This window comes from Pseudomonas sp. NPDC087346 (genome assembly GCF_044744235.1).
Lineage (GTDB): Bacteria > Pseudomonadota > Gammaproteobacteria > Pseudomonadales > Pseudomonadaceae > Aquipseudomonas.
On record NZ_JBIUXX010000030.1, the window covers coordinates 5,228 to 31,848 of the forward strand.

Here is a 26,621-nt window from a genome sequence, read left to right on the forward strand (position 1 = left end):
AGGGATTCAGACGATGGAAGAGCTTATCTCCCCCGGTATCTACAACCTGATCATCTTCGTGCTGGCGATTTATGTCGGTTACCACGTGGTCTGGAACGTTACACCTGCACTGCACACCCCGCTGATGGCGGTGACCAACGCGATCTCCGCAATCGTCATCGTTGGCGCCATGCTTGCCGCTGCACTGACCGTCACGCCGCTGGGCAAGACCATGGGCACCCTCGCCGTGGCACTGGCCGCGGTCAACGTGTTCGGTGGCTTCCTGGTGACCCGCCGCATGCTTGAGATGTTCAAGAAGAAAGCCCCGAAAGTAAAAGAAGAGGCGCCGAAGTAATGAGCATGAATCTCGTCACGACGCTCTACCTGATCGCGTCGATCTGCTTTATCCAGGCCCTCAAAGGTCTGTCGCACCCGACCACGTCGCGCCGCGGCAACCTGTTCGGCATGCTCGGCATGGCGCTGGCCATTCTGACCACCGTCGGCCTGATCTATAAGCTTGGCGCTGAGTTGGCCACTGCGGGCATCGGTTACGTGATCGTCGGTCTGTTGGTCGGCGGCACCGCCGGTTCGATCATGGCCAAGCGCGTTGAAATGACCAAGATGCCGGAGCTCGTCGCCTTCATGCACAGCATGATCGGTCTGGCAGCGGTGTTCATTGCCATCGCCGCAGTCGTTGAGCCGCAGTCGCTGGGCATCGTCAAACAGCTGGGCGACTCGATCCCGACGGGTAACCGTCTGGAGCTGTTCCTCGGCGCGGCGATTGGTGCAATCACCTTCTCCGGTTCGGTGATCGCGTTCGGCAAGCTGTCGGGCAAGTACAAGTTCCGCCTGTTTCAGGGCGCACCGGTACAGTTCGCCGGTCAGCACAAACTGAATGCAGTACTGGGCCTGGCGACACTGGTGTTTGGTCTGATCTTCATGTTCACCGGCAACCTCAGCGCCTTCGCCCTGATGCTCGCGCTGGCGTTCGTGATGGGCGTGCTGATCATCATCCCGATTGGCGGCGCCGACATGCCGGTGGTGGTGTCGATGCTCAACAGCTATTCCGGCTGGGCAGCGGCGGGTATCGGTTTTTCGCTGAACAACTCGATGCTGATCATTGCCGGTTCGCTGGTGGGTTCGAGCGGCGCGATTCTGTCGTACATCATGTGCAAGGCGATGAACCGTTCCTTCTTTAATGTACTGCTCGGCGGTTTCGGCAACACGGCCGACGCGGGTCCGGCCGGTGCGAAAGAAGCTCGTCCGGTGAAATCCGGTTCGGCTGACGACGCAACCTTCCTGCTGACCAACGCCGACACAGTGATCATCGTGCCGGGCTACGGTCTGGCGGTGGCCCGCGCACAACACGCGCTGAAAGAGCTGACCGAGAAGCTGACCCATCGTGGCGTGACCGTGAAGTACGCGATCCACCCGGTTGCCGGTCGGATGCCGGGGCACATGAACGTTCTGCTCGCTGAGGCCGAAGTGCCTTACGATCAGGTGTTCGAGATGGAAGACATCAACTCCGAGTTCGGTCAGGCCGACGTGGTACTGGTGCTCGGCGCCAACGACGTGGTCAACCCGGCCGCCAAGAACGATCCGAAATCGCCGATTGCCGGCATGCCGATCCTCGAAGCGTTCAAGGCCAAGACCATCATCGTCAACAAGCGCTCGATGGCCAGCGGTTATGCCGGTCTGGACAACGAACTGTTCTATCTGGACAAGACCATGATGGTCTTCGGCGACGCGAAGAAAGTCATCGAAGACATGGTCAAAGCCGTCGAGTAACCCTCGCCGCTTGAGCCAACGCCCCGACTTGTCGGGGCGTTTTTGTTTGTGCAAAACGTCGGACAATATGCCGCGTTGTTACCGATCCAGTAACGGTGTTTTACTTGAAACCCGCTAAATAGACGCCTCGTTTGCGACCTTGGTAGCGGGACAGGCGCCCGCCTAATTCACTAGACTGCGCATCCTGCTACTCGCTTCCCGAGATATTAATTCATGTACCGTGACCGTATTCGCCTGCCTTCTTTGTTGGATAAAGTGATGAGCGCCGCCGACGCCGCCGCACTGATTGAGGACGGCATGACCGTCGGCATGAGCGGTTTCACCCGCGCCGGCGAAGCCAAGGCTGTCCCTCACGCATTGGCCGAGCGAGCCAAGGTCACGCCGCTGAAAATCAGCCTGATGACCGGCGCCAGTCTGGGCAACGACCTCGACAAGCAACTGACCGAAGCCGGCGTACTGTCGCGGCGCATGCCGTTCCAGGTCGACAGCACCTTGCGCAAGGCGATCAACGCCGGCGAAGTGATGTTCATCGACCAGCATCTCTCGGAAACCGTCGAACAACTGCGCAACCAACAACTGAAGCTGCCGGACATTGCGGTGATCGAAGCCGTGGCCATCACCGAACAAGGCCACATCGTACCGACCACCTCGGTGGGCAACTCGGCGAGCTTCGCGATTTTCGCCAAACACGTGATCGTCGAGATCAACCTGGCGCACAACGCCAACCTCGAAGGTCTGCATGACATCTATATCCCGACTTATCGCCCGACGCGCACGCCGATCCCGCTGGTAAAAGTCGACGACCGCATCGGCAGCACCGCGATCCCGATCCCGCCGGAGAAGATCGTCGCCATCGTCATCACTCAGCAGCCGGATTCGCCGTCCACCGTGTCGTCGCCGGACGTCGACACCAATGCCATCGCCGATCACCTGATCACCTTCTTCAAACAGGAAGTCGACGCCGGGCGCATGACCAACAAGCTCGGTCCGTTGCAGGCGGGGATCGGCAACATCGCCAACGCGGTGATGTGCGGCCTGATCGACTCGCCGTTCGAAGACCTGACCATGTACTCCGAAGTGCTGCAGGATTCGACCTTCGACCTGATCGACGCCGGCAAGCTGAGCTTCGCTTCGGGTAGCTCGATCACCTTGTCCGAGCGCCGCAACACCGATGTGTTCGGCAACCTGGAGAAGTACAAAGACAAACTGGTGCTGCGCCCGCAGGAGATCTCCAACCATCCGGAAGTCGTGCGGCGCCTGGGCATCATCGGCATCAACACGGCTCTGGAGTTCGATATCTACGGCAACGTCAACTCCACTCACGTCTGCGGTACGCGGATGATGAACGGCATCGGCGGTTCCGGTGACTTCGCCCGTAACGCGCACCTGGCGATCTTCGTCACCAAATCGATTGCCAAGGGCGGCGCGATTTCCAGCGTGGTGCCGATGGTCAGCCATGTCGACCATACCGAGCATGACGTCGACATTCTGGTGACCGAGGTCGGCCTGGCCGATCTGCGCGGCCTGGCGCCACGCGAGCGCGCGCGGGTGATCATCGACAACTGTGTGCACCCGGACTATCGCCAGGCACTGAATGATTACTTCACCGCAGCCTGTGCAATCGGTGGTCACACCCCGCACATCCTGCGTGATGCGCTGAGCTGGCACATCAATCTGGAAGAAACCGGCCGCATGCTGAAGGCGTAATCCGCACAGACAGACCGCTGGCGCAAACACAATTTGCGTCAGCGGAATCTCGAAAACCCCGTCTCCGCCAAAAACTGTACTGCTGTACCGGTCATTTCCTACAGCATTTACCTACCAATTCCGTCGAATTGAACAAAAATGCACCAAATAAGGGCTTACAGGTACAGTTTGCGCAATTTTGACCCGTACACCCCCTATAAACAGTTAACTGGTCACTCACAATACAGTTGAACTGTATCTAGAGAGACTAGGCAAACGAGAGGATCATGGGCACCAGTCAAACCACTACCTGATCCCGCCACAAGCGGAAGGATGTCAACCATGGAACGTACACTCAGTTCCGAACTGTTCTTCGAAGACAAAGCTGCAAAAACCCAGGCTTCCATGCCTTTGCGCGTTATCGCCAACCTGATGTTGTGGCAGCGCCGCATCTCCAGCCGCCACCAACTGGCTCGTCTGGACTCGCGTCTGCTGGCTGATGCCGGGATTAGCGAAGCACAACGCTACGAAGAGCTGAGCAAGCCGTTCTGGCGCTAAGTAGCGTCGCTGGCTCTGGTCGTTAGACCCACCGCCAGCAACCCGAATTGAACAAACAAAACCCGTCGTGGGAAACCACGACGGGTTTTGTCGTTTTTAAGGCTGAAAACCTCCGGTACAGGCACCGCTGTGAAGCACCTATACAGTTTTAAAACAAATTGATCTGAACCAGTACAATTTTGCATCGGTGTATCTGCCTCGGCCGCTGTCTCAGGCTCAACATGACCTTCCGCCTCCATTGGCAGAAGGAATACGTCATGAATGACTTGCAGGATGTTTCAGCGCTTTCAATTTCACTGCCGGCCCGCAAAAACGTTCTGCGACGTTTGTTTCGGCGCTTCTGGCATAGCCTGGAGCGCGCAAGAACGCGACGTCTGCTGGCTCAGCTCGATGGTCGGGATCTTGCCGATCTGGGCCTGAGCAGCGTTGACCGGCTCAATGAACTGGATAAACCCTTCTGGCGCTAGCACTTTGCCCACTGGGCGAACCGGACGCACAAGCCTAATATCCACGCAGAACGTGGCGAATGCTCTGCGACCGGCGTCTGACTCCTCAGACATCGAGCCACCTCTCCATCCGGTTTATTCACAGGAGTTACACCATGTCCCGTCTTCGCCTGCTCAGTGCTGCCGCCCTGCTGGCCGTGGCTGCCAACGCCAGCGCTACCAGTTTCATCGTGACCACCGACGCCGTCGTCGGCGCACTCAAGTCTTCCTCCGACGCGACTTCCGACGTTTCCTCGTCGTTCCGTGACGACAAGATCGTTCTCGCTGCTCGCGACGACGCTGCCAGCTTCGTGGCCAGCGAAGGCGAGATCCGTGGCGTGAAACTGGAAAGCGCTCTGGATCACATCCGCCATCAGGCACCACAGCTGAATGCGACCGATGCACAGTTGGCACAAGCCATTCTGACGATCTAAACAATGCGGCACTGCGGGACACGCCTGTCGTGTCCCGATGTTTCGGCGCTGGCTCTGGCCCGGGCATTGCGCTAGCCTTGGGGCTCGCTAACAGTTACCGAGTCTCATGCGTTTTCTTACACATCTGCTTATCCCCTCTGTCTTGATCACCACCTGCTGGGCGACCTCGGTCGACGCCTTTGACGTGTCGACGCAAAACGTCGTTGTCACCGGTTACGCCACCAGCATGGTGTCTTCCGCGCCGTTCGACCGTAAACTGTTGCTCGCCGCTCACGATGACGCGGCGGCGTTTGTTGCCAGTGACGGTCAACTGCGAGGCTCGCAGCTCGAATCCGCGCTGCATTACCTGCGCAAGACCCGTCCAAAACTTCATGTCAGCGACCTTGAACTGGCACAGGCAATTCTCGTCCAATAGTTATCCCTGTCTTTGTCCCTTCGGAGTCGTTCCATGCGTAGCCCGCTGATTGCTGCCGCCCTTGGCCTTTTGTTGTTGGCCGATATGGCCCAGGCACACACCCTGGTAGCCACCAGTAACATCATCGTCCGTGCCTCCCAGCGCACTATCGATTTCACCTCCGATACCACCACGTCGATCCGCGACTCGAAAATCATCCGTGAAGCCCACGACGATGCCGCCAGCTTCGTTGCCACCAACGGCGATATCCGTGGCGCGCATCTGGAAGCCGCGCTGAACACCTTGCGCACCCGCGTTCCGGAAGCCCGCGACGCCAGTGATCAGGTACTCGCCGAAGCCATTCTCGCGCTGTGAAGTCACTCGGTGCCTGGCTGCTGGCCGGGACGCTGTTGCTGCTTGGCAACAGTGCCCACGCCAGCCTGCAACTGCGGCTCAAGACCGACGGTCTGAGCCCCGCCCAACAACAGGCCAGCCAGGCGCTGCTTGATGAAGCGATGCAAAAGTTGCCGCCGCGCTTTATCGAGCAACTGGATCGGCGCATCGATGTCGGCTGGACCGACGACATGCCGAGCAACGCCTACGGCCAGGCAACACTGGTCGCCGAACTCGATCTGAATCGCAAATTGCTCGCCAGCCTCACCGATGGCAGCGCCGCCAAAGAAAAAACCAATCGCCCCCACGGCACCGTGCGTCAGGAAATGCTCGCCACGGTGCTGCACGAACTCACCCACATTTACGACCGTGCACGACTGTGGCCCGCTGCCGAACGTACGCTGATCCAGCGCTGTACCCGGCGCAACGCCAGCAGTGGACTGGTCGGCATCCCCGACGAATGCCGCGGCCAGAATGACCGCCGCTTTACCCTCAGCGATGATCCGCGCCTGCTCGACCTCGCCGGTTGGCAGCAATACGTCGGGCGTCGTGGCGAACGTGAACAGCACAACCGGCAAATCGCCCGCAGCCCGGACTTGTACGAGATCTCCAGTCCGAAAGAATTTGTCGCGGTCAACATGGAGTATTTCCTCCTCGACCCGAGTTACGCCTGCCGCCGCCCGGCGCTGTATCGCTATTACAAGGAACGCTTCGGCTGGGCGCCGCCCGCCAAGGACACCTGCAGCAAGACCTTCGCGTTTCTGAATGCTGGTAACGATTTCGCCAAACAGCCCTTGGGCCAGGTCGATCCGGAACGGGTTTATGCCGTCGATTATCTGTTGGCCGAAGCCAATCAGAACTGGGTCAGCCGCTGGGGCCACAGCATGTTGCGTCTGGTGATCTGTGCACCGGGCAGGCCACGGGGCCCGGACTGCCGGCTCGATCTGGATCAACATCTGGTGCTGTCCTACCGCGCCTTCGTCGGCGATGTGCAGCTATCGAGTTGGGACGGACTGGTCGGCAAATACCCGTCGCGACTGTTCGTACTGCCGCTGGCGCAGGTGATCGACGAATACACCAAAACCGAATTGCGCAGCCTCGCTTCCGTACCGCTGAACCTGTCGCGCAGTGAGATCGAAGACGTGGTCGAACACGCCGCCGAGATGCACTGGAGCTACGACGGCAACTACTTCTTCCTGTCCAACAACTGCGCAGTGGAAAGCCTGAAACTACTGCGCAGCGGCAGCAACAACGCTCAGCTCACCGGCCTCGACAGCATCATGCCCAATGGTTTGCTTGAAGTGCTCAAGGGCCGTGGGCTTGCTGATACCAGCGTGCTGGACGATCCAAAGGAAGCGCTGCGACTTGGCTACCGCTTCGACTCTTTCCGTGATCGCTATCAGGCGATGTTTGATGTGCTGAAGAAGCAATTGCCGATCAAGCAGAACAGCGTCGAGGAATGGCTTTCACTCTCGGCCGAGGAACGCCGCCCATGGTTCGAACGCGCCGACCTGCGCACCAGTGCCGCGCTATTGCTGCTGGAGCAAGCGAGCTTCCGCCGGCAATTGTTGCTGGCCCAAGATGAGGTCAAACAGCGTTACCTCGGTGCCCGGGAACTGGAGAACGGCGGCATGGACAAGGCCAACGCGACCTTGCAGCAAATCCTCGCCAACAGCGGCTTCCTCAGCCGCCCGGCGGAGCTTCTGGATTCGCGGGGTTATGGTCTGCCGCAGCCAAGCGAGTCAAGCCGACTGGAAGCCGAAAGCAGCCAGCGCCAGAAACAACTTCTGGCGCTGTCCGGGGATCTCGACAAGGAAGTAAGAGCGTTGCTGGAACCCAAGCGGGCTGCGGAGATTGCCGCCAACGAGGCCAACGTGAAACAGATCGGCGAACACTTGCGCAAACTGCACAAGGCCGCAGGTGGGCTGGAACTGCCTTAAAACCCCTGTGGTGAGGGAGCAAGCTCCCTCACCACAGTTAATCAACCTCTCGCCACGCGATCAGTTGAGAACACCGTCCAGAACTTCATAGACGATCCCGGTACCGATCGCGATCAGCACAATGTCACTCCCGGCCCGGCGCCATTCATAGCCCGGATACACCGGCAACCGCCCCAGCGCCCGTCCATCCAGCCGCTCGCCGTAATAGCCGTGTGGTAGCGGCCGGCCACGCTCCAGACGAATACCCGGAGGTGGCGGTGCACCGCGCACGAAGTAGCCATGATTGTCATGAATGGTCTGGCGCACCGGGCCAAAATCGCGAGGTGGCGGGCCACCACGGTGACTGCTTTGCCAGTCATGGTGATCATCACCGCGATTGTCGTGCTGGCCCTGTTGCGGGCCGCCGTGGTCGTGATCGTCGCGTTGATCATTGTGCTGATCGGCGCTGGCCAGCAGCGGTGTCGCGCTGATCATCAGCACGCCCAGACTGGCAATCAGACGTTTCGGCATTTTCATCGGGTATTTCCTCACTGCACTAACAGCAAAAAGGGATTCAGAACGTGGTTCTGAATCCCTCGGTCTTGCTCATTTAGTCTGTGCCGCGAGGCGCTAATTCCTCTGTATCAGGAACTTTACCTTCAGCTGACGCGGGCCTTACGCACGCCTTCGGACAATGCCGAACACAGGCTCAGCACGCCATCGATGGCCTGCGCCGGAGTCTCGGCATTGGCGATGTGATCGATCAAAGCCGAACCCACTACCACGCCCTCGGCCAGACGGGCGATTGCAGCCGCTTGCTCTGGCGTACGGATACCGAAACCGATGCTGATCGGCAGATCGGTATGCCGACGCAGACGCGCCACCGCTTCTTCGACGTGTTCCAGAGTGGCGGCGCCAGCACCGGTCACACCGGCAACCGACACGTAATAGACAAAACCCGAGCTGCCATTGAGCACTTTCGGCAGACGCACATCGTCAGTAGTCGGCGTGGTCAGACGGATGAAGTCGATCCCGGCAGCCTGGGCCGGATCGCACAGCTCCGAGTTGTGCTCCGGCGGCATGTCGACCACGATCAGTCCATCAACGCCGGCCTCTTTGGCATCCGCGATGAAACGTGGGACGCCGTACATGTGGATCGGGTTGAAATAGCCCATCAACACCAGCGGCGTGTCGCTGTTGTCCTCGCGGAACTCGCGAACCATTTGCAGGGTTTTCAGCAGATTCTGTTTGGCGCCCAAGGCACGGATGTTGGCCAGTTGAATCGCCGGACCATCCGCCATCGGATCGGTGAAGGGCATGCCCAGCTCGATCACATCGGCACCTGCTTTCGGCAGGCCCTTGAGGATCGCCAGCGAAGTGTCGTAATCCGGATCGCCCGCCGTGACAAAGGTCACCAGCGCGGCGCGATTCTGTTGCTTGAGTTCGGCAAAGCGGGTTTGCAGGCGGCTCATCAGTGTTTCTCCTGCTGGGACTGTTCCATATGGTGCATGACGGTCTGCATGTCTTTGTCGCCACGGCCGGACAGGTTGACCACCATCAGGTGATCCTTCGGCAGGGTCGGTGCGCGCTTGAACACTTCAGCCAGGGCATGGGCGCTTTCCAGCGCAGGAATGATCCCTTCCAGACGGCAGCATTTGTGGAAGGCATCGAGCGCTTCGTCGTCAGTCACCGAGGTGTACTGGACGCGACCGATGTCATGCAGCCACGCGTGTTCCGGGCCAATGCCCGGGTAGTCGAGGCCGGCGGAAATCGAGTGCGCGTCGATGATCTGGCCATCGTCATCCTGCAGCAGGAAGGTGCGGTTGCCGTGCAACACACCCGGTACGCCGCCATTGAGGCTGGCTGCGTGCTTGCCGGTTTCGATGCCGTAACCGGCGGCTTCAACACCGATGATCTCGACACTCTTGTCGTCGAGGAACGGGTGGAACAGGCCCATCGCGTTGGAACCGCCACCGATGCACGCCACCAGGCTGTCCGGCAGACGACCTTCCTGGGCTTGCAACTGCTCGCGGGTTTCCTTGCCGATCACCGCCTGGAAGTCGCGAACCATCGCCGGGTACGGGTGCGGGCCAGCCACGGTGCCGATCAGGTAGAAGGTGCTGTCGACGTTGGTCACCCAGTCACGCAGCGCTTCGTTCATTGCGTCTTTCAGGGTGCCGGTGCCGGCAACCACCGGGATCACCTCGGCGCCGAGCAGCTTCATGCGGAACACGTTGGCCTGTTGGCGCTCGATGTCGGTGGTGCCCATGTAGATCACGCAGTCCAGACCGAAACGTGCAGCCACGGTGGCAGTTGCCACGCCGTGCATGCCGGCGCCAGTCTCGGCGATGATGCGTTTCTTGCCCATGCGCCGCGCCAGGAGAATCTGGCCGATGCAGTTGTTGATCTTGTGCGCGCCAGTGTGGTTCAGCTCTTCGCGCTTGAGGTAGATCTTCGCGCCACCACAGAACTCGGTCAGTCGCTCAGCGAAGTACAGCGGGCTCGGACGTCCGACGTAGTCACGCTGGAAGTAGGCCAATTCCTCTTTGAATGCAGGATCTTCCTTGGCCGTTTCGTATTCGCGGGCCAGATCGAGGATCAACGGCATCAGGGTTTCAGCAACATAACGACCGCCGAACGCGCCGAACAGGCCGTTGGCGTCAGGGCCGTTACGCAGATTGGAAGTGTTCGAAGTCTGGGTCATGGGGCGCTCCAGGTGAATTCGGATGAGAAGACAATGACGCCCACTCTACCCCTGACCTTCTAAGCTGAAAACCGATAAGATCGCCACAACCTGTCAGGAAAACTCACAGATCTCATGAGCCACGACCTTCCCCCGCTGAACGCCTTGCGTGCGTTCGAAGCCACCGCCCGGCTAAACAGCGTCAGCCAGGCCGCCGAACAACTGCACGTAACCCACGGTGCAGTCAGCCGTCAGCTGAAAGTGCTGGAAGAACACTTGGGCGTCAGCCTGTTCGTCAAGGAAGGGCGCGGCCTGAAACTCACAGATGCCGGCACAAGATTGCGCGACGCCAGCGGCGAGGCTTTCGAGCGTTTGCGCAGTGTTTGCGCCGAACTGACGCAAAGCACCGCTGATGCGCCGTTCGTCCTGGGCTGCTCCGGTAGCTTGCTCGCACGCTGGTTCATCCCGCGCTTGGGACGGCTTAATGCTGACTTGCCGGACTTGCGCCTGCACTTGTCCGCGGGAGAAGGCGATCTCGATCCACGCCGCCCGGGGCTCGATGCGTTACTGTTGTTCGCCGAACCGCCATGGCCGGCCGACATGCAGGTCTATGAACTCGCCAGCGAGCGTATCGGCCCAGTGATGAGCCCGATGTTCAGCGGCTACCAGCGATTACAAGCTGCGCCCGCCGAGGCGTTGCTCAACGAACCGTTGCTGCACACCACATCGCGCCCACAGGCCTGGCCAAGCTGGGCACAGCAAAACCACCTCGACGCCAAAGCGTTGAAGTTGGGGCAGGGTTTCGAGCATTTGTATTATTTGCTGGAGGCAGCGGTGGCAGGGCTTGGCGTGGCGATTGCCCCTGAGCCGCTGGTGACCGAAGACTTGAAGGCCGGTCGCCTGGTTGCGCCGTGGGGCTTTTGTGAAACCCCGGCGCAACTGGCGTTGTGGCTACCCAAGCGCGCCGCAGACGGACGCGCCCGGCAATTGGCGCAGTGGCTCAAACAAGAGCTGCGCCAGACGGATCACTCGCCGCGTTTGAACAGCAAGTAAGCGGCCAGCAGCCCCAGTGCACCGACTGCCACGCCGGCAGTCGTCCACGGATGTTCCTGCGCGTAATCACGGGTGGCGATCCCGGTCTCGCGGGTTTTGACTTTGACTTCTTCGTAAGCATCGCTGAGCAGGTGACGCGAATGTTTCAGCGCACTTTCAGCATTGCCTTTCAGCGCCTTGAGGGTCTTGCGCGACTCGTCCGAGGCGTCGTCTTTGAGGCTTTCCAACGATTTGAGCAGACTCTCGATCTCGGCTTCCATGCTTTGCAACGAGGCTTTACGTAAAGAGGTGTTGGCCATGGTGGCTCTCCTGCATTGGTGATGAGTGGCGTGTGTTGTTTGGGACTTCGCAGGTTTGAGAAAGTGCAGAAATTCTGAACTTCACCTCGCTGCGGGCCGACCAAATCAATACCCGGAATCACTGCTAGGCTGTAATTCAGCCACCAAGGAGATCGTTATGAGTGACCATCACACGTACAAAAAAGTCGAGCTGGTCGGTTCATCCCCCAGCAGCATCGAAGACGCCATCAACAACGCGCTGGCCGAAGCCAACAAGAGCATCAAGCATCTGGAATGGTTTGAAGTGATCGATACTCGCGGTCACATCAAGGACGGCAAGGCCGCACACTTTCAGGTAACCCTGAAAGTCGGTTTCCGGATTGCCAGCAGCTGATATTGAACTACGCTTCTGAACTTGCGCGCTGGCCGAGTGCCATAGGAATGGCAAAGCGCTATAGGGTGAGCGCATCGGGTAGATGACTCGATGCCCGCCTCTTTTAATCCGACCAGGGAGTGCGACCGATGAAGAAGTTTATATTGGCAGTAGGTTTGTTGAGCCTTGCGGGTGGTGCGTTTGCTGCCGGCAAGCCATGTGAAGAGCTGAAAAGCGAGATCGCGGCGAAGCTGGACGCCAAAGGCGTTTCCGGTTATTCGCTGGAGATTGCCGACAAAGGTGCAGCAGCAGACGGCAAGGTCGTCGGCAAATGCGAAGGTGGCGCCAAGGAAATCGTCTACAAACGCGGTTGATCGCGCCTGAAATGCAAAAGCCGACGCAAATGCGTCGGCTTTTTTGTGAGCAATGATTTCCCATGTAGGAGCTGCGGCACGCTGCGATCTTTTGATCTTTCGAATCAAGATCAAAGGATCGCAGCGTGCCGCAGCTCCTACATGTTTCGTACCGGGCTAAAAAATCGTGGCCTCAGCCTTTCATCACCTGCGCCAACAACTCGTAGGAATGCAGGCGATCAGCATGCTCATACAGGTCGCAGGTAAAGATCAGCTCATCTGCTTGAGTCTGGTCAACCAGCACTTCCAGCTTCGCGCGGATTTTCTGCGGACTGCCGACCATCGCCAACCCGAGGAAATCACCCACCGCTTCACGTTCATGCGGCAGCCACAGACCCTCCATGGTTTTCACCGGAGGGCGCTGCACCAGGCTCTGTCCACGCATCAACGCAAGAATGCGCTGGTACACCGAGGTCGCCAGATAATCAGCCTGCTCGTCGGTATCCGCCGCCACCAGCGGCACGCCGAGCATCACGTAAGGCTTGTCGAGCACTGCCGACGGCTTGAAGTGATTGCGATAGACGCGAATCGCCTCGTGCATGAAGCGCGGTGCGAAATGTGAGGCAAAGGCGTAAGGCAAACCGCGCTCGCCAGCCAGTTGCGCACTGAACAGACTGGAACCGAGCAGCCAGATCGGCACATTGGTGCCAGTGCCCGGCATCGCGATCACGCGCTGATCCGGGGTACGCGGGCCGAGGAAGCGCACCAGTTCGGCAACGTCTTCGGGGAAATCGTCAGCACTGCCGGAACGCTCCCGGCGCAAGGCGCGCGCGGTCATCTGGTCGGAACCCGGCGCACGGCCAAGGCCGAGATCGATCCGACCCGGGTACAGGCTTTCGAGAGTGCCGAACTGCTCGGCGATCACCAGCGGCGCATGGTTGGGCAGCATCACCCCACCGGAGCCGACGCGAATGCTCGACGTCCCGCCAGCCAGATAACCCAGCAATACCGAGGTCGCGGAACTGGCGATGCCGTCCATGTTGTGGTGCTCGGCCACCCAGAAACGGGTGTAACCGAGTTTCTCGACATGCTGCGCCAGATCCAGCGAATTGCGCAGCGACTGCGCGGGGCTGCCGTTCTCGCGAACCGGCACCAGGTCGAGGGTAGAAAACTTAACGTCGGACAGTTGCTTCATGAACCTGCTTCTCCGAATGGGGTGCAGGTTTTTTCTTGCGAACGAAAACCTGCCGAATTCATAGGCGTGTTCATTGCAATAAGGGCATATACCCGAGTTTCAATAGCAGAGCGAAAAATCCTACTAAAAAAGTCAACGATTCAGACAGGCTGAACTTTGCTCCCACGTCTATCCTCAGAAGCCTTGCAAGCTAAAACCACGACGGTGCGGCGTTCCGCGCCAGATCTTGAGGAGGCACACATGGCTATCGTGAAAAAAGCATCCGCACATTGGGCTGGTGATCTGAAAACCGGTATCGGCTCGATTTCCACCGAGACCGGCGTCCTCAGAGAAGCACCCTACGGCTTCAAGGCGCGCTTCGAGGGCGGCAAGGGCACCAACCCGGAAGAGCTGATCGGCGCTGCGCATGCCGGCTGTTTCTCAATGGCGTTTTCGATGATTCTTGGCGATGCCGGCCTCAAGGCCGAGTCGATCGACACCAACGCCGAGGTCACTCTGGATCAGGTTGAAGGCGGCTTTGCGATCACCGCGGTGAAGCTGATTCTCAAAGCGAAGATTCCGGGGGCGACCCAGGCGCAGTTTGATGAGCTGAGCAAAAAGGCCAAGGAAGGGTGCCCGGTGTCCAAGGTGCTGAATGCGCAGATCAGCCTGGAAGCGACGCTGGTCAGTTGATTTTCGGACACTTTGAATAAGGCGTTGCCAGCGCTGACGCCTTCGCTGGCAAGCCAGCTCCCACAGGGATTTGCGCCAGACACGATCCATGTGGGAGCGGGCTTGCCCGCGAAGGCAATCTGACAACCACCACAATGCTTGAAATTGTCAGCTAAAGATGTGAGCAAAGTCAGCACCCGCTCAGCCAAAATATGCTCGAATAAGCACCAGCAGTTTCAGCGCATGATCATGCGCGCTGCTTCCAGGGAGCTTCACCATGAAACGTATTGGCTTGGCGATTCTGTGCAGTGCATTGGCCACATCGGTTCTTGCGGCACCCAAAGACTGCGAAGAACTGAAGAACGAGATCGAAGTAAAGATTCAGGCCAACGCCGTGCCCTCCTACACCCTTGAGATCGTGAGCAAGGAAGAGGCGGACAAACACGACGTGGCGATGGTTGTCGGTACCTGCGACTACGGCACCAAAGCGATCATCTATCAGAAGAACGGCAACTGATTCGGCTCAGATGATGCAATTGACGTCGCGATCCTCGGCGACGATTTCGCGCTTGCTGTTGTACAGTCGGGCGCTCGGCGTGAACGCCAGAGAACGACCTTCCAGCGTATAGCGCTGCCCGGCCTCGAAATGGTCATAGCGAATGTACAGATAGCACAGACGCTCAACGGGGCCGGTCATCAAACCGCCACCGCCACCGAACACTTCGAAGTCGAAACGCACCCGCAGCTCATGGCTACCGGGGGTGACCTGAAAGAACCGCCCGTCGTTCAAACGTACATTGTCCAGGCGTTCAGCCATGAGCAATTTGCCGCCCGGCGTCGGCGTCGAGAAATCGACCCAGGCCATTTGCGGATCGACCGGTGGCAACGGCGTCTGGCAACCGGCAATCACGCCGACCGCGAGCAACAGCATCAACTTGCGCATGTTGAATGTCCCATGATTCGGACATCCAGCATAACGCCGATCAGGTGCGCTGACAGCCTGCCGGTGTGCCTTGGCCCACGACGTTGCGCTGCTCATCGTAGAGCTTGGCCCAAGGCCTGAAACCGATACTTCCCGCCTGCAACTGATAACGCTGCCCGGCATTGAAATCCTTGAATTTGAGATTCATCTGACAATCGCGCCACAGCGGTTCGGCGTCGGGGCCGATATTGGTCGCCTGCACCGGGAACTGATAACGCACGGTCAGTTGATGGCTACCGGGCTGCACTTCGAAATAACGCTTGTCCACAGCCGCTTTGTCATCGACCTCCAGCGCTTGCAGCGCGGTGTCCTGCTGCCGGGCATCCAGATCGATCCAGGCTTGCGTCGGGTCAGGTGCGGGCATACCGAACCCGGCACAACCGGTCAGCGTCAGCAGGCCCGTGGTCAGTAGCAACTTGCGCATAGCGGAGCTCCATTTGGCGGGATAGTCTTGCGGGCAGACTCTCCAGGGAATTTTTTATTTTGATCAGGCCGCTTCCAAGCCATCGGTTACTTGATCGCGTTTTTCGGATTTTGTTTCCGGGTGTGATGCTTTTGCTGCTCAACGGTTGCTCCAGCGTCAGCTACTACAGCCAGTTGGCTGACGGTCAGCTGCAATTGCTGCGGGCGCGTGAGCCGGTAACGAAGGTGATCGCCGACCCGAGCCGCGATGCAAAATTGCGTGCGCATCTGGTCCAGTCGCAAAAAGCCCGGGATTTCGCCAGCGAGCATTTGCACCTGCCGGACAACCAGAGTTATCGCTTGTACGCCGACATTGGCCGACCGTTTGTGGTGTGGAATGTCTTCGCTACGCCAGAGTTTTCCCTGACCCCGCAAAACCATTGCTTCCCGATTGCCGGGTGTGTGGCCTATCGCGGCTACTACAGCCAGAGCGGGGCGCGAGGTGAGGCGGCGCTTCAACACTTGCAGGGGATGGACGTGTCGATTGGCGGAGTCGAGGCTTACTCGACCCTCGGCTGGTTCAACGACCCGATCATCAACACGATGCTGGGCTGGGGCGATGAGCGTGTCGCCACGTTGATTTTTCATGAGTTGGGGCATCAGCGCTTTTATGTAAAGGACGACACCGAGTTCAACGAGTCCTTCGCCACCTTCGTCGAGCAGGAAGGTACGCGCCAATGGCGAGCGTTTCGCGGGCTGCCGCCGGACAACGGCTCGCAGATGATCCAGCGCGATCAGTTTATCGAGCTGGTGCTGGCGACCCGTTCACGGCTGGAAAAGCTTTATGCACAACCGCTGCCGGCGCCGCAGATGCGCGAGCGCAAAGCGGCGGAGTTCGAACGGTTCCGGCAGGACTACCGGGCGATGCGTGATAGTCAGTGGGGCGGGGACAAGCGTTACGACGCCTGGGTCAACGCACCGCTGAACAATGCGCGGCTGTTGCCGTTTGGTCTGTATGACCAATGGGTGCCGGCGTTTGCGGCGTTGTTCAGGCAGGTGGATGGGGATTGGGTGAGGTTTTTTGCCGAGGTCGAGAAGCTGGGCGGGTTGACGGTCGGGGAGCGCAAAGCGAAATTGAAAGCTTTGGCAGATTCGCAGAACTCCGGCAGTTGATAGGGACTCATCGCGAGCAGGCTCACTCCTACATTGGATCGGTGTTCGCCACAAATCCCCTGTAGGAGTGAGCCTGCTCGCGATAACGTACTGATCAGCGCTGCAAAAATGCCTGATGCAACTCGGCCAGCGTTTCAAAGTGATAAGCCGGTGCCTCGGCGCTCAGCTCTTCATGGCTACCAAACCCGTAACCAACAGCCGCCGCATCCAGCCCGTTACTGCGAGCACCGATCAAGTCGTGTTTGCGGTCGCCAATCATCAACGTTTTAGCCGGGTCCAGTCCTTCTTCCGCCATCAGGTGCGCAATCAGCTCGACCTTGTTGGTGCGAGTGCCATCCAGCTCGCTGCCGTAAATAACCTTGAAATGCCGGGCAAAATCAAAATGCCGGGCGATTTCCCGGGCGAACTCCCACGGTTTGGAAGTGGCGATGTACAACTGCCGCCCCTGGCCGGCGAGGGTTTCCAGCAACGGCGTGACGCCGTCGAACACACGGTTCTCGTACAAACCAGTGACCTTGAAGCGCTCACGGTAGAAATTCACCGCCTCCCACGCCTTCGCCTCGTCGAAGTCATAGAACTGCATAAACGCCTGCAACAGCGGCGGGCCGATGAAGTGTTCGAGTTTGGTCAGGTCCGGCTCATCGATACCCAGTTTGCCCAAGGCGAACTGAATGGAGCGGGTAATGCCCTCACGCGGGTCGGTCAGGGTGCCATCGAGGTCGAACAGTACGGTCTGGTAATGCATGAGAAATCCTGAGCAGGTGTAAGTCGATTCAGAGCTGGTCGTAGCCTTCGGCCAGATGCAGATCCTTGAGCTTCACGTAGTTCGCCGCGCTGTAGGTGAAAAAGGCGCTTTCCTTGTCGGTCAGTGGCCGGATCTGTTTCACCGGACTGCCGACATAAAGGAAGCCACTCTCCAGACGCTTGCCCGGCGGCACCAGGCTGCCAGCGCCGATGATCACATCGTCCGCAACCACCGCACCGTCCATGACGATGCTGCCCATGCCGATCAGCACGCGGCTGCCGACCGAGCAACCATGCAGCATGACTTTGTGCGCAATGGTCACGTCATCGCCGATCAACAACGGAAAACCGTCCGGGTTGAACGGGCCAGCGTGGGTAATGTGCAGCACGCAGCCATCCTGCACGCTGGTGCGCGCACCGATACGGATGCGGTGCATGTCGCCACGGATCACGGTCAGCGGCCAGACGGAGCTGTCTTCACCGATTTCAACGTCGCCGATCACCACTGCCGAGCCGTCGACAAACGCGCCTTTGCTCAACTGCGGGGTGTGGTTCTGGTATTTGCGAAGGGACACGATTAGTTCTCTCTCTGTCGCCGATAGCTGCGGTGAGTGTCGATTGTAATTAAGATGGGCGCATGTTTCTTCCAGCCAAGGTGCCAACCGTGAGCGTGAACAACCCTCTTCTGCAGTCCTACGACCTGCCGCCGTTCTCCACGATCCGTGCCGAACACGTATTGCCGGCCATCGAAACCATCCTGGCTGACAACCGCGCCGCCATCGCCGAAATCCTCAAGACCCAAGTGCAGAACCCTACATGGGCCGGCCTGGTCCTGGCGATGGACGAACTCAATGACCGCCTCGGCGCCGCGTGGAGCCCGGTCAGCCACCTCAACGCCGTGCGCAACAGCGCCGAGCTGCGTGAGGCCTACGAGTCGTGCCTGCCAGCCCTGAGCGCCTACTCCACCGAGATGGGCCAGAACCGCGAGCTGTTCCAGGCTTATGAAGCACTGGCCAACAGCCCGGAAGCTGCCGGTTTCGACGTGGCGCAGAAGACTATTCTGGAACACGCCCTGCGCGACTTCCGTTTGTCGGGTATCGATCTGCCGGAAGCCGAACAGAAACGCTACGCCGAAGTGCAGAGCAAACTTTCGGAGCTGGGCAGCCGTTTCTCCAACCAACTGCTCGACGCCACCCAGGCCTGGACCAAACACGTCACCGACGAAGCGGCACTCGCCGGCCTGACTGATTCGGCCAAGGCGCAAATGGCTGCCGCCGCACAGGCGAAAGACCTCGAAGGCTTCCTGATCACTCTGGAATTCCCCAGCTACTTCGCGGTGATGACCTACGCCAACGACCGTGCACTGCGCGAAGAGGTCTACGCCGCCTACTGCACCCGCGCCTCGGATCAAGGCCCGAACGCCGGTCAGAACGACAATGGCCCGGTGATGGAAGAAATCCTCGACCTGCGTCAGGAGCTGGCAAAACTCTTGGGTTTCGCCAGCTTCTCCGAGCTGAGCCTGGCGACGAAAATGGCCGAGTCCAGCGATCAGGTGCTGAGCTTCCTGCGTGATCTGGCCAAGCGCAGCAAACCATTCGCTGCGCAGGATCTGCAACAGCTCAAGGCCTATGCCGCCGAGCAGGGTTGCGCCGATCTGCAAAGCTGGGACAGCGGTTTCTACGGGGAAAAACTCCGTGAACAACGCTACAGCGTCGCTCAGGAAACCCTGCGCGCCTACTTCCCGATCGATAAAGTTCTCGGCGGTCTGTTCGCCATCGTCCAGCGTCTGTACGGCATCGAGATCGCCGAACAGAAAGGCTTCGACACCTGGCACCCGGACGTGCGCCTGTTCGAGATCAAGGAAAACGGCCAGCACGTAGGCCGCTTCTTCTTCGACCTGTATGCCCGCGCCAACAAGCGTGGCGGTGCGTGGATGGACGGCGCCCGTGACCGTCGCCGCACCATTGACGGTGTACTGCAAAGCCCGGTGGCTAATCTGGTGTGCAACTTCACCCCGGCCGACAGCGGCAAACCTGCGCTGCTGACACACGACGAAGTCACCACCCTGTTCCACGAATTCGGCCACGGCCTGCATCACCTGCTGACCCGCGTCGAGCATGCCGGCGTGTCCGGCATCAATGGCGTGGCGTGGGATGCGGTCGAATTGCCAAGCCAGTTCATGGAAAACTGGTGCTGGGAGCCGGAAGGTCTGGCGCTGATCTCCGGTCACTACGAAAGCGGCGAGCCGCTGCCACAGGACCTGCTGGAAAAAATGCTCGCGGCTAAAAACTTCCAGTCCGGCCTGATGATGGTGCGCCAGCTGGAATTCTCGCTGTTCGACTTCGAACTGCACGCCACCCACGGTGACGGTCGCAGCGTGGCACAAGTGCTCGAAGGCGTCCGTGACGAAGTCTCTGTAATGCGCCCACCGGCGTACAACCGCTTCCCGAACAGCTTCGCGCACATCTTTGCCGGCGGTTACGCAGCAGGCTATTACAGCTACAAGTGGGCCGAAGTGCTGTCGGCCGACGCCTTCTCGAAATTCGAAGAAGACGGCGTGCTCAACGCTGAAACCGGTCGCGCCTTCCGCGAAGCGATTCTGGCGCGTGGTGGTTCACAGGCACCGATGGTGCTGTTCGTCGACTTCCGTGGTCGTGAGCCGTCGATTGACGCACTCTTGCGCCACAGCGGCCTGAGTGAGGACGCGGCAGCATGAGCGAGGGGCCAGTGATTACCAAGAAACGCTTTATCGCCGGGGCAGTCTGCCCGGCGTGCAGCGAGCCGGATCGGCTGATGATGTGGAACGAAGATTCAGTGCCACATCGCGAATGCGTGGCTTGCGGTTATGCCGACACGCTGAATGAACAGGGGCTGTCAGTGCCCAAGGAATTGGGCACGCGGGTCAATACCAGCGCGCTCAAGCCTGCACCGGACAAGAAAGTCCAGGCGGTGCAGTTTTTCCCTAATCCGAAACTGAAGAAAAAACCTGACGAGCAACACTGAGTCGGCAAATAACCTTCCACGGCGCAATGCCGTGGAAGGTTCAACTCACTTGACGTTGCTGGACTGGAACCAGCTCTTCATCGAGCAGGTGGCGAAGGCGCTGGTGCTGCAATCACCATTGGCCAACGCGGTACGCAATTTTTCGACATCCGCCTGCATCATGTAGCGAATACCGTCCTTGAAGTGGCTGCTGTCGCCAAAACCGCCTTGCGTCATTTCGCTCAAGGCATCTTCTTTGCTCCAGCCCTGAACCACCACGCGGTACATCGCCGCCATCAGACCGGTACGGTCGGAGCCATGTTTGCAGTGCATCAGCACCGGGCCGTTAGCCTCGGCACTCTGAATGGCGCGCAATGTCTTGAGCACATCACTGTCATCCACATGGTTGGTGCGATACGGCAGCTGCACCTGATTGATATCCGGCGCCTTCAACCAGGACGAGTCCTCTTCCGGCAGGAAGTTGATCACCGTGCCGACCTTGAGTTTTTGCAGCAACGGCACGGCGCCGCTGTCAGGCAACGCGCTGCGATACAACGTTGGGGACATCTGGAACAGGTTGTATTGCGCCTCCACCGGCTGCGCCCATTCCGCAGGACGCGGAGTGACCTCAGCAGCCTGGGCCGGCATCAAGTGCAGCATTGCAACAAGCGACAAACAGATAGCAGGGAAAAGACGCAGTCGAGACATGCTGGGGTGACCGTATGGGATTCATCAGTGATGGGCTCGCAGCTTCGACCTCGGGCAGTCAAAGGCCTGTGAGCCAATCGTCAAAGAATCGTGAATTGCAGCGGATTAAGCGGGACTTGGTCGAAAATTCAGGCTTTTTTCCGCTGAATCGATTCATCACGATGGGTAGCCTGCTACCATTTGTCACATCATGTTGCAGACGTGTCCCCCTTTTCCCGGTCATCACGGCCGCGTCTCGACAAATAACCCTGAAGCCATTCGCAGAAATGGCTGACAACCATCAATGCCTGATGAGGTGCATCCCCATGTCTGATCAAGATCAAGACAACCCGCGGCGTGATTTTTTACGCAAATCCCTGACCCTGATTCCCGTGGTCACCCTCGCCGGAACCGGACTTGGCAGCAGCATGCTGCAAGCCGCGCCAGAAGCCGCGCCCGCAGCACCAAAGGCACAAGCGGTTCGCGCCGACGCCGGCACTTATCAGCCGAGTTACTTCACTGCCGAAGAATGGGCGTTCATCAATGCCGCCGTGGCGCAGTTGATCCCTAATGACGCCCAAGGCCCGGGCGCTCTCGAAGCCGGCGTGCCGGAATACATCGACCGTCAGATGAACACCCCGTACGCCGCTGGTGCCCTCTGGTACATGCAAGGCCCGTTCAATGCCGACGCCGCACCCGAGATGGGCTGGCAGAGCAAACTGGTGCCCAAAGAGATCTATCGCCTGGGCATTGCCGCCACGGATCAGTGGACGAAATCCCTCAACGGCAAAACATTTGCGCAGCAAGACAGCGCTACCCGAGACGATCTGCTGAAGCAGCTTGAAGCCGGAAAACCGCAATTCGATGCCGTTCCAGCAACGATTTTCTTCAACCTGTTACTGCAAAACACCAAGGAAGGGTTTTTCTGCGACCCGATCCACGGCGGCAATAAAGGCATGGTCGGCTGGACCATGATCGGCTTCCCCGGCGCCCGCGCCGATTTCATGGATTGGGTGGAACGCAACGAGCAATACCCCTTCCCGGCAGTTTCGATTCGCGGCGAGAGGGCTTGAGCATGGCAACGGTAATGAAAAAGGTCGACGCGGTGATCGTCGGTTTCGGCTGGACCGGCGCGATCATGGCCAAAGAGCTGACCGAGGCCGGGCTCAACGTGCTGGCGCTGGAGCGCGGGCCGATGCAGGACACCTACCCTGACGGCAACTATCCCCAGGTGATCGACGAACTGACCTACAGCGTGCGGAAAAAACTCTTCCAGGACATCTCCAAAGAGACTGTCACCATTCGCCATAGCGTCAATGACATCGCCCTGCCGAACCGCCAGTTGGGTGCGTTCCTGCCGGGCAACGGTGTTGGCGGTGCCGGTTTGCACTGGTCGGGCGTGCACTTTCGTGTCGATCCAATCGAACTGCGCATGCGCAGCCATTACGAAGAGCGCTACGGCAAAAGCTTTATTCCCAAGGACATGACCATCCAGGACTTCGGCGTCAGCTATGAAGAGCTGGAACCGTTCTTCGATTACGCCGAAAAAGTCTTCGGCACCTCGGGCCAGGCCTGGACTGTCAAAGGCCAACTGGTCGGTCAGGGCAAGGGCGGCAACCCGTACGCCCCGGATCGCTCCAACCCGTTCCCGCTGCAAGCGCAGAAGAACACCGTGTCCGCACAGCTGTTCGGCAAAGCGGCTACCGAAGTCGGTTACAAACCCTACAACCTGCCTTCCGCCAATACCTCCGGGCCGTACACCAATCCCTACGGCGCACAGATGGGCCCGTGCAACTTCTGCGGATTTTGCAGTGGCTACGTCTGCTACATGTATTCCAAAGCCTCGCCGAACGTGAACATTCTGCCGGCGCTGAAGCCGTTGCCGAATTTCGAGTTGCGGGCTAATTCCCATGTGCTGCGGGTCAATCTCGACAGCACCAAGACCAAGGCCACGGGCGTGACCTACATCGATGGTCAGGGCCGGGAAATCGAGCAACCGGCGGATCTGGTGATCCTCGGTGCCTTCCAGTTCCATAACGTGCGATTGATGCTGCTCTCCGGCATCGGCAAACCGTACGACCCGATCAGCGGTGAAGGCGTGGTCGGCAAGAACTTCGCTTACCAGAACATGGCCACCATCAAGGCGTTCTTCGACAAGGACACCCACACCAACAACTTCATCGGTGCCGGCGGCAACGGCGTGGCGATCGATGACTTCAACGCTGACAACTTCGATCACGGGCCGCATGGTTTTGTCGGCGGCTCGCCGATGTGGGTCAACCAGGCAGGCAGCCGGCCGATTGCCGGTACTTCCAACCCACCCGGCACGCCGGCATGGGGCAGTGACTGGAAACGCGCGACGGCCGATTACTACACCCACCAGGTGTCGATGGATTCCCACGGCGCGCATCAGTCCTACCGTGGCAACTACCTCGATCTGGACCCGGTTTACCGTGATGCCTACGGCCTGCCGCTGCTGCGGATGACCTTCGACTGGCAGGAAAACGACATCAAGATGAACCGCTTCATGGTCGAAAAAATGGGCAAGGTTGCCGAAGCCATGGGCCCGAAAGCCATTGCTGTAATCGGCAAAAAGGTCGGCGACCACTTCAACACCGCGTCCTATCAGACCACCCACCTCAACGGTGGCGCGATCATGGGCACCGACCCGAAAACCAGTGCTCTGAACCGCTACTTGCAGAGCTGGGACGTGCACAACGTTTTCGTGCCGGGCGCGTCGGCTTTCCCACAAGGTCTGGGCTACAACCCTACGGGGCTGGTCGCTGCACTGACGTACTGGTCAGCCAGAGCGATCCGCGAGCAATACCTGAAAAACCCCGGCCCGCTGGTTCAGGCTTAAGGAGCGATGACCATGAAGAATCTCGTTATCGCGACGTTGGCGCTGCTCGGCAGTGCATCCTTGTTCGGCGCCGAAGCTGATCAAACCTTGATCAAACACGGCGAATACCTGGCCCGTGCCGGGGACTGCGTGGCCTGTCACACCGCCAAGGACGGCAAGCCGTTTGCCGGTGGCCTGCCGATGGAAACGCCAATCGGCACCATCTACTCGACCAACATCACCCCGGACAAAACCGGTATCGGTGATTACAGCTTCGAGGATTTCGACCAGGCGGTACGCCATGGCGTCGCCAAAAACGGCAGCACGCTGTACCCGGCGATGCCGTATCCGTCCTACGCCCGCGTCAATCAAGACGACATGAAAGCGCTGTATGCGTATTTCATGCATGGCGTCGAACCGGTGGCGCAAGAGAACAAGGCCAGTGACATTCCCTGGCCGCTGAGCATGCGCTGGCCACTGATGGGTTGGCGCTGGATGTTTGCGCCAAAGGTCGAGGACTACAAAGCAACGTCGGACGATCCGGTGATCAGCCGTGGGGCTTATCTGGTGGAAGGCCTCGGACATTGCGGCGCCTGCCATACGCCACGAGCCCTGACCATGCAGGAAAAATCCCTGAGCGCGGCCGATGGCAAAAACTTCCTCGCCGGCAGTGCGCCGCTGGAAGGCTGGATCGCCAAGAGCCTGCGCGGCGACCACAAGGATGGCCTCGGCGGCTGGAGCGAAGAGCAACTGGTGCAGTTCCTCAAGACCGGGCGCAGTGATCGCAGTGCCGTATTCGGCGGCATGAGCGATGTGGTCACCCACAGCATGCAATACATGACCGACGCCGATCTGACCGCGATTGCCCGCTACCTCAAGTCGCTGCCGGCCAATGACCCGGCCGATCAGCCGCATCAATACGATGAGAAAGCCGCCAAAGCCCTGTGGAACGGCGACGACAGCCAACGCGGTGCGTCGGTGTACATCGACAACTGCGCGGCCTGCCACCGTACCGACGGTCACGGCTACACCCGGGTGTTCCCGGCGCTGGCGGGCAATCCGGTGCTGCAATCGGAAGACCCGACCTCGCTGATCAACATCGTGCTCAAGGGCGGGACTTTGCCGGCCACGCACACCGCACCGTCGACCTTCACCATGCCAGCGTTCGCCTGGCGGTTGTCGGATCAGGAAGTGGCGGACGTGGTGAGTTTCATTCGTGGCAGTTGGGGCAACAAGGGCGCGCCGGTCAAGCCAGGCGATGTGGCCGAGTTGCGCAAGGATGATATGAAGCACACTTCCGGCGACGACCTCGGTCAGGTGACACAACACAACTGAGCAATCGCCCGACGGCACTAGCCAGATCAACAACGCCTCGATACTGTATATAAAAACAGTATCGAGGCGTTGTCATGTCTACCCCTCTGCCACCTCGCGGCCGCGGCACCGCGACCAATCCGCACAATCGCTTCGCACCGAACCGTTCGGTGGCCGAGGATGACGGCTGGTATCAGGAAGTGCCGCTCACCCAAGGCACCGAGGTGATGTTCGAGACGGCGAAAACCATCATCACCCGCAACACTTCTCCGGACCTGCCCTTTGATCGTTCGATCAATCCCTACCGCGGCTGCGAGCACGGCTGCATCTACTGTTATGCACGACCGAGCCACGCCTACTGGGATATGTCGCCGGGGCTGGATTTCGAAACCAGGCTGATCGCCAAGACCAACGCAGCGCAGGTGCTGGAAGAACAGCTGAGTAAAAAAGGCTATCAATGTGCGCCGATCAATCTGGGCTCCAACACCGATCCGTATCAACCCATCGAACGCGAACACAAAATCACCCGTCAGACCCTCGAAGTGCTGCTGCGCTATAAACATCCGGTGACCATCGTCACCAAGGGTTCGCTGATCCTGCGCGACCTCGACCTGCTCACGGAACTGGCGCAGCAACGGCTGGTGGCGGTGATGATCAGCCTGACCACGCTGGATGACGAACTCAAACGTATCCTCGAACCTCGCGCTGCTGCGCCCAAGGCGCGATTGCGGGCGATCCGGGTGATGCGCGAGGCGGGAATTCCGGTCGGTGTGCTGTGTTCACCGATGATCCCGATGATCAACGACAGTGAAATCGAGAGCCTGCTGACCGAAGCCCACGCGGCCGGCGCGCAAAGTGCCGCGTACATGATGTTGCGCCTGCCGCTTGAGGTGGCGCCGCTGTTCGAGGAATGGCTTGAAGCGCACTATCCTCAACGTGCGGCGCATGTGTTGAGCCTGATCCGCCAAAGCCGTGGCGGGGAGCTCTACGACAGCCGTTTCGGCGCGCGGATGCGCGGTGAAGGGCCGTTCGCCGATCTCCTCGCGCAGCGTTTCGCCAAGGCGATCAAGCGTCTTGGCCTTAATCATCGGGAGGGCTACAACCTCGACTGCACAGCCTTCTGTCCGCCGGGTCGCCAGATGTCGTTGATTTAGCGACAATTGACCTATGGTTGAGGGGTTGGAATCCTTCCGTCGAAATACCTCAGTCACGTTTTTTGTGACCTGGAACACACGTTCTAGAGCGTTTGATTCAGTTTGAGTTAAGTTTCGACGGC

At 59.3% G+C, this 26,621-nt stretch carries 31 protein-coding genes; 21 read left to right on the top strand and 10 right to left on the bottom strand.

Features of this window, described 5'->3' with window-relative positions; translation table 11 throughout:
* The first annotated feature begins 13 nt into the window (after nucleotides 1-13).
* From ACIOZM_RS18215 to ACIOZM_RS18255, 9 genes are all read left to right on the top strand, one after another.
* Complete coding sequence (locus ACIOZM_RS18215; protein ID WP_003187417.1) at nucleotides 14-334, top strand: NAD(P) transhydrogenase subunit alpha; 321 nt, start codon at nucleotides 14-16, stop codon at nucleotides 332-334.
* Nucleotides 334-1,767: an NAD(P)(+) transhydrogenase (Re/Si-specific) subunit beta gene (locus ACIOZM_RS18220; RefSeq protein ID WP_401216191.1), complete on the top strand. Its 1,434-nt coding sequence runs from the start codon at nucleotides 334-336 to the stop codon at nucleotides 1,765-1,767. Before ACIOZM_RS18215 ends, ACIOZM_RS18220 begins: the two co-directional genes overlap by 1 nt.
* A 213-nt stretch (nucleotides 1,768-1,980) precedes the next feature.
* Nucleotides 1,981-3,474 (top strand): acetyl-CoA hydrolase/transferase family protein, encoded by a 1,494-nt coding sequence (locus tag ACIOZM_RS18225; RefSeq protein WP_401216192.1) that lies wholly within the window; start codon nucleotides 1,981-1,983, stop codon nucleotides 3,472-3,474.
* 321 nt (nucleotides 3,475-3,795) lie between these two features.
* On the top strand, nucleotides 3,796-4,011 hold the full coding sequence (locus ACIOZM_RS18230) for a DUF1127 domain-containing protein (RefSeq protein ID WP_161752288.1): 216 nt from the start codon (nucleotides 3,796-3,798) through the stop codon (nucleotides 4,009-4,011).
* A 257-nt stretch (nucleotides 4,012-4,268) separates the two neighbouring features.
* Nucleotides 4,269-4,478, top strand: coding sequence for a DUF1127 domain-containing protein (locus ACIOZM_RS18235; RefSeq protein ID WP_401216254.1), 210 nt, complete (start codon nucleotides 4,269-4,271; stop codon nucleotides 4,476-4,478).
* Nucleotides 4,479-4,612: 134 nt separating this feature from the next.
* Entirely contained in the window at nucleotides 4,613-4,930 is a 318-nt protein-coding gene (locus ACIOZM_RS18240) for a DUF2388 domain-containing protein (protein WP_401216193.1), read from the top strand.
* 106 nt (nucleotides 4,931-5,036) lie between these two features.
* Nucleotides 5,037-5,345 carry a DUF2388 domain-containing protein gene (locus tag ACIOZM_RS18245; protein ID WP_401216194.1) on the top strand — a complete coding sequence of 103 codons (309 nt, stop codon included), beginning with the start codon at nucleotides 5,037-5,039 and terminating at the stop codon, nucleotides 5,343-5,345.
* Nucleotides 5,346-5,378: 33 nt separating this feature from the next.
* On the top strand, nucleotides 5,379-5,699 hold the full coding sequence (locus tag ACIOZM_RS18250) for a DUF2388 domain-containing protein (protein WP_401216195.1): 321 nt from the start codon (nucleotides 5,379-5,381) through the stop codon (nucleotides 5,697-5,699).
* Nucleotides 5,696-7,657, top strand: coding sequence for a DUF4105 domain-containing protein (locus tag ACIOZM_RS18255; protein WP_401216196.1), 1,962 nt, complete (start codon nucleotides 5,696-5,698; stop codon nucleotides 7,655-7,657). Before ACIOZM_RS18250 ends, ACIOZM_RS18255 begins: the two co-directional genes overlap by 4 nt.
* A 60-nt stretch (nucleotides 7,658-7,717) precedes the next feature.
* Here the strand turns inward: ACIOZM_RS18255 and ACIOZM_RS18260 are convergent, their stop codons facing one another.
* The 3 genes from ACIOZM_RS18260 to trpB form a co-directional block, all read right to left on the bottom strand.
* Complete coding sequence (locus ACIOZM_RS18260; protein ID WP_401216197.1) at nucleotides 7,718-8,173, bottom strand: anti-virulence regulator CigR family protein; 456 nt, start codon at nucleotides 8,171-8,173, stop codon at nucleotides 7,718-7,720.
* A gap of 122 nt (nucleotides 8,174-8,295) precedes the next feature.
* The gene (gene trpA, locus ACIOZM_RS18265) at nucleotides 8,296-9,108 is read right to left on the bottom strand and encodes a tryptophan synthase subunit alpha (RefSeq protein WP_401216198.1); all 813 of its coding nucleotides are present in this window, start codon (nucleotides 9,106-9,108) and stop codon (nucleotides 8,296-8,298) included.
* Entirely contained in the window at nucleotides 9,108-10,340 is a 1,233-nt protein-coding gene (gene trpB / locus ACIOZM_RS18270; RefSeq protein WP_401216199.1) for a tryptophan synthase subunit beta, read from the bottom strand. Before trpB ends, trpA begins: the two co-directional genes overlap by 1 nt.
* Before the next feature lie 114 nt (nucleotides 10,341-10,454).
* Between trpB and ACIOZM_RS18275 the strand changes: the two genes are divergently transcribed.
* Nucleotides 10,455-11,372, top strand: a complete 918-nt coding sequence (locus tag ACIOZM_RS18275; RefSeq protein WP_401216200.1) for a LysR family transcriptional regulator — start codon at nucleotides 10,455-10,457, stop codon at nucleotides 11,370-11,372.
* On the opposite strand, the gene ACIOZM_RS18280 is transcribed toward ACIOZM_RS18275, so the two are convergent.
* Entirely contained in the window at nucleotides 11,345-11,671 is a 327-nt protein-coding gene (locus ACIOZM_RS18280; RefSeq protein WP_401216201.1) for a YqjD family protein, read from the bottom strand. The two genes, ACIOZM_RS18275 and ACIOZM_RS18280, sit on opposite strands and share 28 nt — an antisense overlap.
* 157 nt (nucleotides 11,672-11,828) lie before the next feature.
* Between ACIOZM_RS18280 and ACIOZM_RS18285 the strand changes: the two genes are divergently transcribed.
* Together ACIOZM_RS18285 and ACIOZM_RS18290 are read left to right on the top strand one after the other, a co-directional pair.
* Nucleotides 11,829-12,044 (top strand): dodecin, encoded by a 216-nt coding sequence (locus tag ACIOZM_RS18285; RefSeq protein ID WP_401216202.1) that lies wholly within the window; start codon nucleotides 11,829-11,831, stop codon nucleotides 12,042-12,044.
* A 128-nt stretch (nucleotides 12,045-12,172) separates the two neighbouring features.
* Entirely contained in the window at nucleotides 12,173-12,397 is a 225-nt protein-coding gene (locus ACIOZM_RS18290; RefSeq protein ID WP_401216203.1) for a DUF1161 domain-containing protein, read from the top strand.
* A 172-nt stretch (nucleotides 12,398-12,569) separates the two neighbouring features.
* On the opposite strand, the gene ACIOZM_RS18295 is transcribed toward ACIOZM_RS18290, so the two are convergent.
* Nucleotides 12,570-13,571: an LLM class flavin-dependent oxidoreductase gene (locus tag ACIOZM_RS18295; RefSeq protein ID WP_401216204.1), complete on the bottom strand. Its 1,002-nt coding sequence runs from the start codon at nucleotides 13,569-13,571 to the stop codon at nucleotides 12,570-12,572.
* Nucleotides 13,572-13,811: 240 nt separating this feature from the next.
* On the opposite strand from ACIOZM_RS18295, the gene ACIOZM_RS18300 reads away from it, so the two are divergent.
* Nucleotides 13,812-14,243, top strand: a complete 432-nt coding sequence (locus ACIOZM_RS18300) for an OsmC family protein (protein WP_401216205.1) — start codon at nucleotides 13,812-13,814, stop codon at nucleotides 14,241-14,243.
* A 256-nt stretch (nucleotides 14,244-14,499) separates the two neighbouring features.
* Nucleotides 14,500-14,739, top strand: coding sequence for a DUF1161 domain-containing protein (locus tag ACIOZM_RS18305; RefSeq protein ID WP_401216206.1), 240 nt, complete (start codon nucleotides 14,500-14,502; stop codon nucleotides 14,737-14,739).
* A 6-nt stretch (nucleotides 14,740-14,745) separates the two neighbouring features.
* Here ACIOZM_RS18305 and ACIOZM_RS18310 read toward each other — a convergent pair whose 3' ends face one another.
* Together ACIOZM_RS18310 and ACIOZM_RS18315 are read right to left on the bottom strand one after the other, a co-directional pair.
* Nucleotides 14,746-15,165 (bottom strand): hypothetical protein, encoded by a 420-nt coding sequence (locus ACIOZM_RS18310; protein WP_401216207.1) that lies wholly within the window; start codon nucleotides 15,163-15,165, stop codon nucleotides 14,746-14,748.
* 40 nt (nucleotides 15,166-15,205) lie between these two features.
* On the bottom strand, nucleotides 15,206-15,628 hold the full coding sequence (locus tag ACIOZM_RS18315; protein ID WP_401216208.1) for a hypothetical protein: 423 nt from the start codon (nucleotides 15,626-15,628) through the stop codon (nucleotides 15,206-15,208).
* Nucleotides 15,629-15,687: 59 nt separating this feature from the next.
* Here ACIOZM_RS18315 and ACIOZM_RS18320 point away from each other — a divergent pair, with 59 nt between their 5' ends.
* Complete coding sequence (locus ACIOZM_RS18320; RefSeq protein WP_401216209.1) at nucleotides 15,688-16,779, top strand: aminopeptidase; 1,092 nt, start codon at nucleotides 15,688-15,690, stop codon at nucleotides 16,777-16,779.
* A gap of 94 nt (nucleotides 16,780-16,873) precedes the next feature.
* Here ACIOZM_RS18320 and ACIOZM_RS18325 read toward each other — a convergent pair whose 3' ends face one another.
* Both ACIOZM_RS18325 and ACIOZM_RS18330 read right to left on the bottom strand, forming a co-directional pair.
* Entirely contained in the window at nucleotides 16,874-17,524 is a 651-nt protein-coding gene (locus ACIOZM_RS18325; RefSeq protein WP_401216210.1) for an HAD family hydrolase, read from the bottom strand.
* 28 nt (nucleotides 17,525-17,552) lie between these two features.
* Complete coding sequence (locus ACIOZM_RS18330) at nucleotides 17,553-18,098, bottom strand: gamma carbonic anhydrase family protein (RefSeq protein WP_401216211.1); 546 nt, start codon at nucleotides 18,096-18,098, stop codon at nucleotides 17,553-17,555.
* Between the two features lie 62 nt (nucleotides 18,099-18,160).
* Here ACIOZM_RS18330 and prlC point away from each other — a divergent pair, with 62 nt between their 5' ends.
* Both prlC and ACIOZM_RS18340 read left to right on the top strand, forming a co-directional pair.
* The gene (gene prlC / locus ACIOZM_RS18335) at nucleotides 18,161-20,239 is read left to right on the top strand and encodes an oligopeptidase A (protein ID WP_401216212.1); all 2,079 of its coding nucleotides are present in this window, start codon (nucleotides 18,161-18,163) and stop codon (nucleotides 20,237-20,239) included.
* On the top strand, nucleotides 20,236-20,526 hold the full coding sequence (locus ACIOZM_RS18340) for a YheV family putative zinc ribbon protein (RefSeq protein WP_401216213.1): 291 nt from the start codon (nucleotides 20,236-20,238) through the stop codon (nucleotides 20,524-20,526). The genes prlC and ACIOZM_RS18340 overlap by 4 nt, the downstream gene beginning before the upstream one ends.
* Nucleotides 20,527-20,571: 45 nt before the next feature.
* Here ACIOZM_RS18340 and ACIOZM_RS18345 read toward each other — a convergent pair whose 3' ends face one another.
* A complete protein-coding gene (locus ACIOZM_RS18345; RefSeq protein WP_401216214.1) occupies nucleotides 20,572-21,213 on the bottom strand; it encodes a dual specificity protein phosphatase family protein in 642 nt (213 codons plus the stop codon).
* A 305-nt stretch (nucleotides 21,214-21,518) separates the two neighbouring features.
* On the opposite strand from ACIOZM_RS18345, the gene ACIOZM_RS18350 reads away from it, so the two are divergent.
* The 4 genes from ACIOZM_RS18350 to ACIOZM_RS18365 all read left to right on the top strand — a co-directional run bounded on the left by ACIOZM_RS18350 (nucleotide 21,519) and on the right by ACIOZM_RS18365 (nucleotide 26,499).
* Nucleotides 21,519-22,265: a gluconate 2-dehydrogenase subunit 3 family protein gene (locus ACIOZM_RS18350; protein WP_401216215.1), complete on the top strand. Its 747-nt coding sequence runs from the start codon at nucleotides 21,519-21,521 to the stop codon at nucleotides 22,263-22,265.
* A 2-nt stretch (nucleotides 22,266-22,267) separates the two neighbouring features.
* Complete coding sequence (locus ACIOZM_RS18355) at nucleotides 22,268-24,052, top strand: GMC family oxidoreductase (protein ID WP_401216216.1); 1,785 nt, start codon at nucleotides 22,268-22,270, stop codon at nucleotides 24,050-24,052.
* 12 nt (nucleotides 24,053-24,064) lie between these two features.
* The gene (locus ACIOZM_RS18360) at nucleotides 24,065-25,366 is read left to right on the top strand and encodes a c-type cytochrome (protein WP_401216217.1); all 1,302 of its coding nucleotides are present in this window, start codon (nucleotides 24,065-24,067) and stop codon (nucleotides 25,364-25,366) included.
* Between the two features lie 74 nt (nucleotides 25,367-25,440).
* A complete protein-coding gene (locus ACIOZM_RS18365) occupies nucleotides 25,441-26,499 on the top strand; it encodes a PA0069 family radical SAM protein (RefSeq protein ID WP_401216218.1) in 1,059 nt (352 codons plus the stop codon).
* Nucleotides 26,500-26,621: the final 122 nt, after the last annotated feature.